Source organism: Serratia marcescens, from assembly GCF_001902635.1.
GTDB lineage: Bacteria > Pseudomonadota > Gammaproteobacteria > Enterobacterales > Enterobacteriaceae > Serratia > Serratia marcescens_F.
The window spans coordinates 1-13,414 of record NZ_MJAO01000021.1 but is presented as its reverse complement, the minus strand read 5'-3'; the positions used below and the strand labels follow the sequence as shown (position 1 = coordinate 13,414).

The window sequence follows — 13,414 nt, the reverse complement described above, 5'->3', positions numbered from 1 at the left end:
ATAAAAAACCCGCTCAATGAGCGGGTTTTAAGAAATTCAGCTACGTAGCTTAGATAGCAGTAACGTTAGCGGCAGATGGCCCTTTGGCACCGTTCGTGATTTCAAATTCTACACGCTGGCCTTCAGCAAGAGTTTTGAAACCGTTGCTAGCGATGGCAGAGAAGTGAACGAAAACGTCCTTGCTACCATCTTCCGGGGTAATGAAGCCGAAACCTTTGGATTCATTAAACCACTTAACGCTACCTTTAATCTTAGACATCAAACTTACCTTTAACGTGAATGAAAGACACAAAACCTGTGTCGATTACAGTACAGCAAGCAGGCGGGATTTTGTCCACCACCGCGATCACAGAAATCCGATAAAGAGTGAAAAAATCCGTGTTGCACGGTGTAAATTGATTGCACCGGTTGTGATTTGTCACCGTTCCAGCCTGATCCTCTCTCCGGGTCGGCGAACGGCGAGCGAACGCCCAAATCGTCCCGTTCCCCCCGCCGTTGACGCCTCCATGCAAACACAATCGCTATGAAATATAACCAGATGGTCTTTTTGCTTCTGCCGCCTCTGCACTAGGGTTAGGGCTGATTCCCACTATGAGCCAAGCCTATGACCAGCCAATTGGCAGACCAGATCATCGCCTATCGGCGTGAACTGCACCAGAACCCGGAACTTTCCAATCACGAATTCGCCACCACCGCCCGGCTGACCCGCTGGCTGGAAGCCGCAGGCGTTCGCCTTCTGCCGCTGGCGTTGAAAACCGGCGTAGTGGCCGAGATCGGCAGCGGCAAGGGGCCGATCATCGCACTGCGCGGCGATATCGACGCCCTGCCGATCGACGAGATCGCCGACGTGCCCTTCAGTTCGCAAAACAGTGGCGTGATGCACGCCTGCGGCCACGACTTTCATACCTCGGTGATGCTCGGCGCCGCACACCTGCTGAAAGCGCGCGAGGCCGAACTGCCCGGTACGGTTCGCCTCTTCTTCCAGCCGGCAGAAGAGACCTTTAACGGCGCCCGGCATCTGATCGACGCCGGCGCGCTGGACAACGTCGCCGCAGTATTTGGCCTGCACAATGCGCCGGAACTGCCCATCGGCACCTTCGCCACCCGTGCCGGGCCGTTCTACGCCAACGTCGATCGCTTCCGGATCCTGATCACCGGCAAAGGTGCCCACGCCGCCAAACCGGAACAGGGCGTCGACACCATCGTCACCGCCAGCCAGATCGTCGGCGCGCTGCAAACGTTGCCCAGCCGCAGCTTCAGCTCGCTGGAATCCCTGGTGGTGAGCGTCACACGCATCGAAGGCGGCAATACCTGGAACGTGCTGCCGCAAACCGTTGAACTGGAAGGCACGGTTCGCACCCACAGCGATGCGGTGCGCCGTCAGGTGCCGGAAAAAATGCGCCAGGTGATCGACGGCGTCGCCGCCGCGCTGGGGGCGCAGGCCGAGCTCCGCTGGCAACCGGGGCCGCCGGCGGTGATCAATGACGCCCGCTGGGCGGCGTTCAGCAAAACCGTCGCCGCCGAGGCCGGCTACCGGGTCGAAGAGGCGGAGTTGCAGATGGGCGGTGAGGATTTCGCGCTTTATCTGCACCATGTGCCAGGTGTATTTGTCAGCATCGGCTCCGCCAGCGAATTCGGCCTGCATCATCCGCGTTTCAATCCCGATGAGCGGGCGATATTCCCGGCGGCGCAATATTTCACGCTGCTGGCGGAACGCGCATTGCAGCAATTAAGCACCGCATCGGATAAAGCCCTCAGCAACGCCTGAATAACCGAAAATAGTATTTCCCCGACGCCGCTGATGCCGCGTCGGGCATTATTATTTTCTTCACCATGATATTTGCAACTTTCAACATTTGAATATGCTGTTTTGTTGTTTTACATCCCGCCTGTGCTCATCAATAGTGGACACCTCAGACACCACGCGCCTCTGCGACGCATGACAGGATAATCACCATGAGCAACAGTGCGAATCATCAACGGCAATTGCGGCTGGGCGCCATTCTGCATGGCGCATCGGGAAATATGTCCGCCTGGCGTCACCCGGACGCCACCGCCGACGCCAGCATCAACCTCGAATTTAATATCGCCACGGCGAAAAAAGCCGAACAGGGGAAATTCGATTTCGTGTTTGTCGCCGACGGGTTATATATCAACGAAAAATCCATTCCGCATTTTCTTAACCGTTTCGAGCCGCTCACCCTGCTGGCCGCGCTGTCCGCCGCCACCGATAAAATCGGCCTGGTGGGCACCCTCTCCACCTCCTACAGCGATCCGTTCACCGTCGCCCGTCAGTTCGCCAGCCTCGATCACCTGAGCAACGGGCGCGCCGGTTGGAACGTGGTAACCTCGCCGCTGGAAGGTTCGGCCAAAAACTTCTCGCGCGCCGAACACCCGGAACACAGCCTGCGGTACCGTATCGCCGGCGAGTTTCTCGACGTCGCCAAAGGCCTGTGGGACTCCTGGGAAGACGACGCCTTCGTGCGTAATAAGGCCAGCGGCGAATTTTTCCGCGCCGGAACGCTGCACACCCTCAATCACCAGGGGGAGTTCTTCTCGGTACAGGGGCCGCTGAACATCGGCCGCACGCCGCAGGGCCGCCCGATCCTGTTCCAGGCCGGCGCCTCTGAAGACGGCAAACGGCTGGCGGCCCAACACGCCGATGCGATCTTCACCCATCACGACACGCTGGAGCAGGCGCAGGACTTTTATCAGGACGTGAAGCGGCAGCTGGGGGAACAGGGGCGCGAACCTGACGATCTGCGCATCTTCCAGGGCGTCAGCGTGATCGTCGGTAACGACGACGCGGACGTCGAACGCCAGTATCAGGAGACCGCCCGCCTGGTCAGCATCGAGAACGCCCTCAACTACCTCGGCCGTTACTTCGAGCATTACGACTTCGCCCGCCATCCACTGGATGCCCCCTTCCCGGACATCGGCGATCTGGGGCAAAACAGCTTCCGCAGCACCACCGACGCCATCAAGCGCAATGCCCGCGAGCGTAACCTCACGCTGCGCCAGGTGGCGCTCGAAGCCGCTTCGCCGCGCCCGGTGTTCAGCGGCACGCCGGAAGCGGTGGCGGACGGCCTGCAACACTGGTTCGACCGCGAAGCCGCCGACGGTTTCATCATCAGCGGCGGTACGCCCAACGCCTTCGGCCACTTCGTCGATCGGGTGGTGCCGATTCTGCAACAGCGCGGCCTGTTCCGCCAGGCGTACCACGGCGACACGCTGCGCGAGCACCTGGGCCTGAAGCGCCCGTTGAACAGATTCTCCCAATAATAAGATCGCTTTCAGGGATACCCGCTATGCAGAAAACCGTTACTGCCGCCCTCGTGGCGGCCTTGCTGAGCCTGACCGGCGCCGCACAGGCGGGCACCGGCATCGATTTGCAGGCCAATGAAACCCCGATCCACGCGCCGAAGAACCCGCAGGCGATCGCCAAACTGCCGGCCGATTTCCACTTCGTGAAGCCGGGCCAATTCACCGTCGCGATCGCCGCGCTCAACACGCCGCCGCTGGCGCTGTTCGCCGCCGACAACCGGCGGCTGATCGGCAGCGAAGTGGATATCGCGCAGCTGGTAGCCGACAGCCTAGGCCTGGCGCTGAACGTGGTGCAAACCTCGTGGGAAGACTGGCCGCTGGGGGTTGCGTCCGGCAAGTATGACGCGGCCATCACCAACGTCACCGTGACCAAAGAGCGCAAAACCCGCTTCGACTTCGCCACCTACCGTATCGATTCGCTCGGTTTTTACGTCAAAACCGGCGGCAAGATCGCGACGATCAAACAGCCTGCCGATATCGCCGGATTAAAAATTATCGTCGGCTCCGGCACCAATCAGGAAGCAATCTTGCTGGCATGGGACAAGCAGAACCGGCAGCAGGGGCTCAAACCCTTCCAGCCGATCTACGTGACCGACGATGCGGCCGCCACGCTGGCGATCCAGTCCGGCCGGGCCGACGCTTACTTCGGGCCGAACGTGCTGGGCGCCTATAAAGCGACGCTGAACGGCCGCACCCGGCTGGCGGGCACGGTGGAAGGCGGTTGGCCGAAGGCGGCGCACATCGCCGTTACCACCCGTAAAGGCAACGGCTTGGTGCAGGCGGTGAACGAAGCGCTGAACGGTGTGATCCGCAGCGGGCAGTACGATCAGGTGCTCAACCGCTGGGGCGAAAGCGTCGAACGCCTTGCGCAGTCGGAAATCAACCCGCCCGGCCTGGGCGACCAGGAGGCGCAATGACGCAAGACACATACATTCAGATGCTGCCGACCGACCCGCTGATCGCGCCGGTGATCGAAGGGCTGTTCGGCGAGTATCGCCAACGTTACGGCGACTATTTTGGTGACCAGGAACCGGAACCGTTGGATTTGTACGCGCCGCCACAGGGCGCCTTCATCGTGCTGCTGCGCGCCGGTGCGCCGATCGCCATGGGCGCCTTCAAGCGCTTTGACGCGCAGACCGCCGAGCTGAAGCGCATCTGGACGCGCAGCGATCTGCGCCGCCAGGGCCTGGCGCAGCGGGTATTGCAGCAGCTGGAAACGCGGGCGCTGGCGCAGGGGTATCGCCGGCTCTATCTGACCACCGGCTTTCGCCAGCCCGAAGCGGTGGGCCTGTATCTGAGCAACGGCTATCAGCCGCAGTTCGATCCCACCGTCGACAGCGAGGTATACGGCCGCCCGCCCTACGATGGCCGCCTGCCGTTCCGCAAAAGCCTGATTGCAGAGGACGCGTGTTGTTGCGCGTCGGAAAGGAAAATCGCCTAAGGCCCTTTTTATCTGTATCAGGAGATCCGAGATGTCCAAACAAGAAGTCTTGAAAGTGGTTCCCGCCCGCTATCCGCTGCGGCTGATCGGCGCGCTGTTTTCGCTGTTGATTCTGGCCGCTATCGTGCAGTCGGTGGCGGGCAACGCGCGCTGGGAATGGGGCGTGTTCGCCGAGTGGTTCTTCGCGCCGGCGGTGCTGGCGGGGCTGGGGCAAACCCTGCTGCTGACGCTGCTCGGCACGCTGTTCAGTATCCTGTTCGGCACCCTGCTGGCGCTGGCGCGGCTGTCGCGCTCTTATCTGCTGGCGTCGCTGGCCTGGGGGTATATCTGGCTGTTTCGCTCGCTGCCGCTGATCCTGGTGCTGATCATCCTGTACAACTTTTCCTACCTGTACGACGCCATCTCGCTGGGCATTCCCTTCACCTCAGTGGTATTCGCCAGCTACCCGACCATCGACATCCTCGGCCAATTCGCCGTGGCGGTGCTGGGCCTGACGCTGGTGCAGTCCGCCTACACCGCCGAGATCATCCGCGGTGGCATTTTAGGCGTGGATGACGGCCAGCACGAAGCGGCGGCGGCACTGGGTCTGCCGGGCTATCGCCGCACCTTCCGCATCATTCTGCCGCAGGCGCTGCGTTCCATTATTCCGACTGGCTTCAACGAGATCATCAGCCTGGCGAAAGGCACCTCGATCGTTTATGTGCTGGCGCTGCCGGAGCTGTTTTACACCATCCAGGTGATCTATAACCGCACCCAGCAGGTGATACCGCTGCTGATGGTGGCCACCGTCTGGTATCTGTTTATCACCACCGCGCTGTCGGTGATCCAATACTACATCGAGCGCTATTTCGCCCGGGGCGCGGTGCGCGAACTGCCGCCGACGCCCTGGCAGAAACTGGCCGGCTGGTTAAAACGTTAGGAGACCCGCATGTCTGAAGCCATTGATTATTACGCCTTGCCCGAGCAGCCGGCGCGCAACCTCACCCCGGTGCCGGCACGCGGCCTGATCGAAATCAGCAACGTGAGCAAGTTCTTCGGCAAACACAAGGCGCTGGACGACGTCAGCCTGACGCTGCAGCCTGGCACCGTCACCGTGATCCTCGGCCCTTCCGGCTCCGGCAAATCGACGCTGCTGCGGGCGATTAACCATCTGGAGCGCGTCGATGAGGGGTTTATCCGCATCGACGGCGACTACGTCGGCTACCGCCGCAAGGGCAATCGGCTGTATGAGCTGAAGGAAAAGGCCATCCTTCGGCAACGCGTCAACGTCGGCTACGTGTTCCAAAATTTCAACCTGTTCCCGCACCTGACGGTGCTGGAAAACATCATCGAAGCGCCGGTGGTGCACAAAATTCACTCCCGCGAACGGGCGAAAGCGGTGGCCCATGAGCTGTTGGACACCGTCGGGCTGCGCCATAAAGCGGACGCCTACCCCCGCCACCTCTCCGGCGGCCAACAGCAGCGCATCGCCATCGCGCGCGCGCTGGCGCTGAACCCGAAGGTGATCCTGTTCGATGAACCGACCTCCGCGCTCGATCCCGAGCTGGTCGGCGAAGTGCTGGACGTGATTAAGGGGTTGGCGGATCTGGGCGTCACGCTAGTGGTAGTCACCCATGAAATCGGCTTTGCGCGCGAAGCGGCGGATCGGGTGGTGTTTATGGTCGATGGGCGGATCGTCGAACAGGGTGACGCCAGACAGGTGCTGGCTCAGCCACAGCATCCGCGCACCGTTAACTTCCTCAACAAAGTGCTGTGATCGTCGGGGCGCCGCGGCGCCCCGCACCTGAGCCGCTTACCGGCCGGCGAAACGCCGCTTCTCGGCGGCGAAATCCAGCGGGCGGATCCCCTGCTGGTTTTTATCCTCTTCGGTCAGCAGCGCCGGCGGAATAAACCAGGTCACTTCGAACAGCAACCCGTCCGGATCGTGACCATAAATGCTTTTGTGTACGCCGTGATCCTCTTCCAGCCCGAGAATACCGCGTTCGGCCAGCTGGTGGCGAATGCGCTCCAGCTCTTCCAGGCTGTCCACTTCCCAGGCCAGATGATACAGCCCGGCCGGTGGCTCATGTTCCGCCGGTGGTTCGCCGTTGGCGCGAAACACCCCGGCGCGCTGCTGGCCCAGGTTCTTGCTGAACAGCGCCAAATCGTGGTCGTTGTCCGAATCGGCGGCCTGCGTAAACACCGCCCGCTCGGGGCTGTCGGACGGCTTCAGCTTGAATCCCAGCACCTGATGATAAAAGTCGGCGCTCTGCCGCACGTCGCTGACATACAGCACGGCGTGATTGAGACGTTTGATGCCCATCGCTATTCCTTTTTCGCATTGAATGAAGTCAGCATGAACATAGCATGTGGGGAGAAAGCCGCTAAATGCCGTTATCGCATGACTAAATGCCGCCCGCGCAATCTGTCGCTGCAGGGCATTCCGCGCTATCATAAGCGCTGTATTGAACCCTTTTGTGAGAATAGCGATGAACGGCAAGATAACGACTTTTTTTGAAGACAAAGGCTTCGGCTTTATTACCGACGAGAACGGAGAAAATCGTTATTTTCACGTGATTAAAGTGCAGAACCCGGAGCTGATTAAGAAAAACGCGGCGGTGACCTTCGAACCGACCAACAACACCAAAGGCCCGTCGGCTTATGCAGTCAAAGTGTTGGCGCCCAGCAAATACATCATCATCGCCAATGAAAGAATCAAGATCACCAGCATCAAGTCTTTCAACACCTTCACCAAGGAAGTACCGGTCAAGGCCGACGTGGATAAAGAGAACACCGTGCTGTCGGTCGGCCTGCTGATGAACCGCATTCGCCCGCAGTCCGAAGACAAAACGCAGGCCGTGCAAACGCTGCGCATGCTGACCATCACTACCTTCCAGAACACCACCCATACCTTCTCCGAGCACGAGATCGACATGGATGAGACCATCAAAGCGCTGAAGAGCCTGTAAGCGCCGGCACAGCCTAGCGTCGAGCCCTAGCGGAACAGGATATGCTCGACGCTGTTGCCGTTCACCACGTTGAACGACTCCACCCGATTACGCCCCTGCGACTTGGCGCGATAAAGCGCGATATCCGCCATATTCATTAACTGCTCCAGCGATTTCACTTCGTTCATCGCCAGGCTGGCGACACCGACGCTGATGGTGATTTTCAACGTCTGTTTGCCCTCTGCCTGCAGCTCCGCCTTTTCCACCAGCCGGCGCAGATGTTCCCCCAACGCCACCCCCTGCGCCGCCAGCGCGCGCGGCAACATGATGGCGAACTCTTCGCCGCCCAAACGGCCGAACAGCTGGTCATGCCGCAGCTCGCGCCGCACGATGTGCGCGAACGACGCCAGCACCTGATCGCCGGCGCTGTGGCCGTGCGTATCGTTGATCTGCTTGAAATGGTCGATGTCGATCAACAGCAGCGACACCGCCTCTTTGGAGCGGTGCTTGTGCTCCAACAGCTCGCCCGCTTTACGCGTCATCGCGCTGCGCGCCAGCACCCCGGTCAGGAAATCGTGGTTGGCGCTGTGCTCCAGACGCCGCATCAGTTTACGGTTGGCGGCGATGGAGCTGGCAAGGATCAGCGGCCCCATCACCAGCATAGCAATGCCCAATCGGGCGGACATCAGCGTGTCGAGGAAGGCGTTATGGTTGTTCGGCGTTTCATACAGCACCAGATTGGCGGAAATGCTGCTGATCTCGGTCATGCCGGTCAGTAGCGTCAGCAACGTCACGGGGAACAGCGGGTAGCGCACCGCGCACCACAGCAGCGCCGGGATCGGGAAGGCGATGGCACCCGGCCCACCGATATAAACGCTGAACACCAGCGACAGCAACAGCGCCAGCAGCGGCAGGCAGCCTTTCAAGCGCCAACGCACCTGCATGCGCAACAGTTGCTTCAGCCGCGGTGCCGCCATCAGCACCGGCAACAGCAGCAACGTCGTCGAGAACTGCTCACTGAACCAGGCCAGCCAGGCGACCACCACCGTGTTGTTGTACAGGCTGTCGTTGCGCAGTACCGACAGCGTCGACGCCACCGCCGCGCCGGCCAGGCTGGCGCTGAACATATAGAGTATTGCCTGGGGTTTGCCCATGCGCCGTTGAGATTGGGGCAACATCAGCATGATGCCGTAGCCGACGGCGATCAGCGACATGTTGCAGGCATTCAGCCATAACGCCAGGGGCCAGCCCTCGCCGGTGCTGAGATCGGCGGCGACCATGCCCATATAGGTGGTGAGCCAACCGAGCGGCGAGGCATAAGCGGGTTTGCGCAGCAGCAGGCCGAGCAGAATCGCATTCACCGGCCAGAATAAAGAAAGCGAACCTATCGGCCGGCTAAGAATACCCACCAGGGAAAGTAAAAAGGCCAGCATGAAAAGATTGATCAGCTGAGCCGTAAGCGGCAGGCCATGCCTGGCGTTTATTCTGGCATTCATCGCCTTACCCATACAGTGCTAATAACCAGAATAAAAATGCGCATACTCTCTCGCCCGGCCAGTGAGGGATAAACAACTCGAATTTCAACCAAAAAAGCCAGACAAATCAACAATAAAAAGCATTAACATTTAATTAACAGACTTTTCTTAGCCTAATGCAGCACCGGCTGGAACCACGGCAAATCACCGGGAAATAATGCCCAGCCCTGCTGTCAGCATAGCGCAAAACGGTAATATGCCGGCAAGGGAGTTAATTACATTAATAAGTTTGTGGTTATTGGTCGTTGAATGATGTTTGAATAACAACGCGATTATTTTCCTGCAACTGGGCCGTCCGTGCAATAACAACCCAAAAAAAGCCCGCTGAATGCGGGCTTGCTTGAACAACAGCAAATCGACAGTTACGACACAGTCATATTGCATGTCTGTGCTGCGGCGCAGTATAGCGGTGAAAGCTTAAGCAGACCTTAGCAACAAAAAACCCGGCCTAGGAACCGGGAATATTTGTACGAAATGCAGTGTTAGCCCAAGCAGGCTAATAACATTTCGCAGTTTACGCGCCAATTGTGCAGAGAAAATGAACGCGCGGCCTTACGCCAGTTTGGCGGCAAAGCCCGCCACGCGCTGGCCATAGAGCTTGGCAGTCGCCAGATCGCCCGACAGCATCTCATCCACGCCGGCATCCGCCGGGGTCTGCACCAGCAGCCCCACCGAGCCGCCCAGGTTGTTGACGTCGGTGCGCTGCGCCGATTTGGTGTTGGACGGCAGCAGCCCCAGGCTGACCCACAGGCCGCCGTGCTGCGAAGCCAGCGTCTGCAGCGCGATCAACGTCACCTGCTTGTCGCCGTTCAGGCTGGCGCTGTTGGTAAAGCCGCCGAACACTTTGTCCTGCCACTTGCGGCCGAACCAGGCTTTGGAGCTGGCGTCGGCGAATTTCTTGAATTGCCAGGACGGGCCGCCCATATAGGTCGGCGAGCCGAAGATGATGGCGGCCGCCTCATCCAGTTTCTGCCACGCTTCATCACTGATATCGCCGTCCTGATCGATGGCGATCAGTTCCGCCCCGGCGCCTTCCGCCACCACTTTCGCCAAACGCTCGGTATGGCCGTAGCCGGAATGAAACACCACCACTGTCTTCGCCATAAAAACTCCCCACTCATTGCACGGAGGCGCCGACGGCGCCCATCTCGCGTTCAATCTAATCAAGCGCGCAACGGCTGAATACCGAATAAAACTGACGGTGTTATTCAAAAAAATCGCGCTACGCACCCTGCTCTGCCTGTTGACGGACGAAGTCGATAAAAGCACGCAGCGGGCGCGGCATCTGGCGGTTTGCCGGATAGTACAGATAGAAACCGGGGAACGGCGGCGTCCAGGCATCGAGCAGCGGCAACAACCGGCCATCGGCCAAACCGGCGGCAACCTGTTGCTCAAACAGGTAGGCAATGCCAGCCCCATCCATCGCAGCCCGCACCAAGACTTCCGGCTCATCGACTGTCACCGGCCCTTCCACGGCGATCTCCTGCTTTTCACCGTCGCACTCAAACTCCCAGCGATACACACTGCCGTTGGTCGGCCAGCGGTAATTCAAGCAGCGATGTCGATGCAGATCGCCCGGTGTTGACGGCCGGCCGTGACGCGCCAAATACGCCGGTGAAGCAACGACACGCATCCGCACCTCCCCGCCCAGCTTGACCGCCACCATATCTTTCGCCAGTTTCTCGTGCAGCCGCACGCCGGCGTCAAAACCGCCGGCAACGATATCCACCAACCGCTCCTCAACATTGAGATCGAGCGTAATATCAGGATATTGATGATGAAACGGCGCGATCAAAGGCGCCAGAAAATGTAACGCCGCCACGCGGGTTACATTAAGCCGCAAAAGGCCTGAGGGATTCTGGCGTTGCTCGACCGCCTGCGCCACCGCCGCGTCAATCTCGGCCATCGCGGGCGTCAGGCGCGCCAACATCTGTCTTCCGGCTTCAGTCAGCGCCACGCTGCGGGTGGTGCGATTCAGTAAACGCACACCCAGACGCTCCTCCAGGTTGCGCAGCGTTTGGCTGAGCGCCGAAGCGGACATCCCCAAATGTGCAGCGGCGCGGGCGAAACCACCGTGCTCAACAATCGCGGCAAAGGCGCGCAACTCGGCGAAATCACTGCCCCTCATTATGCTCTCCCTACTTAATAATTCATGAAGATTATAGCGCATTCCTTAAACAACCTGTGGGCGCTACCGTAGACGCTACCTACACGGGAGAATGCCTATGAACACCTCACTATCGCTGGATCACTATCGTTTATTGGGCCGTTCCGGCCTGCGCGTTTCACCGCTGGCGCTGGGCACCATGACCTTCGGCGCCGACTGGGGCTGGGGCGCCGAACTGGCCGAGGCTCGCCGTCTGTTTGACGTTTATGTCGAACGCGGCGGCAACTTTATCGATACCGCCAACCGCTATACCGAGGGCAGCGCCGAACGTTTCGTGGGGGAATTCGCCGCCGGGCGCCGCGATCGGTTGGTGATCGCCACCAAATACACCCTGCCGATGCAGCCGGACGATCCCAATTCCGGCGGCAATCATCGCAAAAGCATGCTGCGATCGGTGGAGGGAAGCCTGCAGCGGCTCAATACCGATTACATCGATCTGCTCTATCTGCACGCCTGGGATTTCACCACGTCGGTGGAAGAGATCATGCGCGCCCTGGACGATTTAGTACGCGCCGGGAAAGTGCTGTATGTGGCAGTATCGGACCTTCCCGCCTGGCAGGCGTCTAGGATGCAAATGCTGGCGGAGCTGCGTGGCTGGTCGCCGCTGATCGCTCTGCAAATCGAGTACAATCTGCTGGAGCGCACCGTCGAACGCGAGCTGATGCCGATGGCGCAAGAATTGGGGATGGGCGTGATCCCGTGGTCGCCGCTGGCCGGCGGCGTATTAAGCGGCAAATACCGGCGGCAGGATCTGCAACCATCGCACGATGAAGCGGGCTCTCGGCGTGAAGCCGTGCGCGCCAAGGGGACATTGAACGCACACAATCTTGATATCGCCGACGCCGTCAACCAGATAGCTTATGAGACTGGATATTCTCCATCACAAATCGCGCTGGCCTGGACGCTGCGCCACTCAGCGGTCACCGCGCCGATCGTCGGCGCCCGAACTCTGGCGCAATTGGAAGATAACCTCGGCGCCTTGAACGTGACGCTGGCGGAAGAACAGTGGCAACGCTTGGACGATCTCAGCGCCATCGAGCTGGGATTCCCGCACGATTTTCTCGCCCTGCCGACCACCCGCAACATCATGTCAGGCGGGGTATGCCTCACCGGACACCGATAAAAAAAATCCCGCTCAAGGCGGGATAAACTTAACAGGGATGGGGTAATACACTACAGGGAATGGATAACACACAACATCATCGGGTAGAGCTACAGTACCAATCCCAATGTATAGAACTGTCATCCCCGCGTAAGTTTGCTCGGCCAGATGTAACGCCGAATGGGAAATATGACATTTCGCTCAACGCGTCGCGCCGGCGCCGCGCACCACGAACAGGCGCGACTCGAAACCGCCGCTCTTGAAGGTGCCGGTATTGACCCACCCCGGCGGCGAACGGCCGAAGTCCTGATTGAAATCCCCGCCGCTGACCAACCAGACCCGGCGATGGCCTTTCGATAAAACGCTGAGCTTGTCGACATAGGTCTGCGCCGCCCGATCGTGGAAGAAGGTGCCGAAACCATAGGCATTGGGCTTGCCCGAAATGCCGTTGGGCCGGGCCGGCGTATACAGCAAGGCGCGATAGCCCTTCTTGTTGTAATACACGTAACTCAGGTAGTTGAACATATTACTGACCACCACCGCATCGTCGGGCTGATAGTTGCTGTTGATGTAGCGCACCATCACCTTGAACTCATCTTTCTCGACCGGGTAGTCGTTGCGCACGCCGCAGCCGAACAGCAGGCTGAAGAACAGCAGCAGGGAGATCCCGCGCACCCGGCTTTTCGTTCCGGCGATCAAGACGCCCAACGCCAGCGGAATGCCGAGCGCAGCGGAATAGAGATAGCGATCGACAAACAGCGGCGAGCGCCAGGAGATGACAAACACCAGCGTCACCGGGATCAGAATGCCGCCGAGCAGCAGCAGATTGAATTTCCTCGGCGTCTCGCGCCGCTTCAGCAGCAATGCGCACAACCCTAAGAAGAACGCGGGCAGCAGCCAGAAAATGACCGCCGGGTA

13 protein-coding genes and 1 pseudogene are annotated in these 13,414 nt (G+C 59.7%); 8 read left to right on the top strand and 6 right to left on the bottom strand.

Annotated elements, in window-relative coordinates:
* Positions 1 to 49: 49 nt before the first annotated feature.
* A complete protein-coding gene (cspE, locus tag BHU62_RS18940; RefSeq protein WP_034788341.1) occupies positions 50 to 259 on the bottom strand; it encodes a transcription antiterminator/RNA stability regulator CspE in 210 nt (69 codons plus the stop codon).
* Positions 260 to 604: 345 nt separating this feature from the next.
* Between cspE and BHU62_RS18935 the strand changes: the two genes are divergently transcribed.
* The 6 genes from BHU62_RS18935 (at position 605) to BHU62_RS18910 (ending at position 6,521) form a co-directional block, all read left to right on the top strand.
* Positions 605 to 1,768, top strand: coding sequence for a M20 peptidase aminoacylase family protein (locus BHU62_RS18935; protein WP_073533536.1), 1,164 nt, complete (start codon positions 605 to 607; stop codon positions 1,766 to 1,768).
* Between the two features lie 188 nt (positions 1,769 to 1,956).
* Positions 1,957 to 3,282, top strand: coding sequence for an LLM class flavin-dependent oxidoreductase (locus BHU62_RS18930; protein WP_073533534.1), 1,326 nt, complete (start codon positions 1,957 to 1,959; stop codon positions 3,280 to 3,282).
* A 26-nt stretch (positions 3,283 to 3,308) separates the two neighbouring features.
* Positions 3,309 to 4,241 carry an ABC transporter substrate-binding protein gene (locus BHU62_RS18925; RefSeq protein WP_073533533.1) on the top strand — a complete coding sequence of 311 codons (933 nt, stop codon included), beginning with the start codon at positions 3,309 to 3,311 and terminating at the stop codon, positions 4,239 to 4,241.
* A complete protein-coding gene (locus tag BHU62_RS18920) occupies positions 4,238 to 4,765 on the top strand; it encodes a GNAT family N-acetyltransferase (RefSeq protein WP_073533532.1) in 528 nt (175 codons plus the stop codon). Before BHU62_RS18925 ends, BHU62_RS18920 begins: the two co-directional genes overlap by 4 nt.
* Before the next feature lie 31 nt (positions 4,766 to 4,796).
* Positions 4,797 to 5,684 (top strand): amino acid ABC transporter permease, encoded by an 888-nt coding sequence (locus BHU62_RS18915; protein ID WP_073533531.1) that lies wholly within the window; start codon positions 4,797 to 4,799, stop codon positions 5,682 to 5,684.
* Between the two features lie 9 nt (positions 5,685 to 5,693).
* Positions 5,694 to 6,521, top strand: a complete 828-nt coding sequence (locus tag BHU62_RS18910) for an amino acid ABC transporter ATP-binding protein (protein WP_073533529.1) — start codon at positions 5,694 to 5,696, stop codon at positions 6,519 to 6,521.
* A 36-nt stretch (positions 6,522 to 6,557) separates the two neighbouring features.
* On the opposite strand, the gene BHU62_RS18905 is transcribed toward BHU62_RS18910, so the two are convergent.
* Entirely contained in the window at positions 6,558 to 7,067 is a 510-nt protein-coding gene (locus tag BHU62_RS18905; RefSeq protein ID WP_073533527.1) for a VOC family protein, read from the bottom strand.
* A gap of 166 nt (positions 7,068 to 7,233) precedes the next feature.
* Here BHU62_RS18905 and BHU62_RS18900 point away from each other — a divergent pair, with 166 nt between their 5' ends.
* The gene (locus BHU62_RS18900) at positions 7,234 to 7,713 is read left to right on the top strand and encodes a cold-shock protein (RefSeq protein WP_073533525.1); all 480 of its coding nucleotides are present in this window, start codon (positions 7,234 to 7,236) and stop codon (positions 7,711 to 7,713) included.
* Between the two features lie 26 nt (positions 7,714 to 7,739).
* Here the strand turns inward: BHU62_RS18900 and BHU62_RS18895 are convergent, their stop codons facing one another.
* From BHU62_RS18895 to BHU62_RS18885, 3 genes are all read right to left on the bottom strand, one after another.
* Positions 7,740 to 9,188 (bottom strand): GGDEF domain-containing protein, encoded by a 1,449-nt coding sequence (locus BHU62_RS18895; RefSeq protein ID WP_073533522.1) that lies wholly within the window; start codon positions 9,186 to 9,188, stop codon positions 7,740 to 7,742.
* A 591-nt stretch (positions 9,189 to 9,779) separates the two neighbouring features.
* The gene (locus BHU62_RS18890; protein WP_073533519.1) at positions 9,780 to 10,331 is read right to left on the bottom strand and encodes a flavodoxin family protein; all 552 of its coding nucleotides are present in this window, start codon (positions 10,329 to 10,331) and stop codon (positions 9,780 to 9,782) included.
* Between the two features lie 118 nt (positions 10,332 to 10,449).
* Complete coding sequence (locus BHU62_RS18885) at positions 10,450 to 11,355, bottom strand: LysR family transcriptional regulator (protein ID WP_073533515.1); 906 nt, start codon at positions 11,353 to 11,355, stop codon at positions 10,450 to 10,452.
* Between the two features lie 97 nt (positions 11,356 to 11,452).
* Between BHU62_RS18885 and BHU62_RS18880 the strand changes: the two genes are divergently transcribed.
* A complete protein-coding gene (locus BHU62_RS18880) occupies positions 11,453 to 12,517 on the top strand; it encodes an aldo/keto reductase (protein ID WP_073533511.1) in 1,065 nt (354 codons plus the stop codon).
* A 180-nt stretch (positions 12,518 to 12,697) separates the two neighbouring features.
* Here BHU62_RS18880 and BHU62_RS18875 read toward each other — a convergent pair.
* Positions 12,698 to 13,414: pseudogene (locus tag BHU62_RS18875) on the bottom strand (hypothetical protein); the annotation flags it as partial.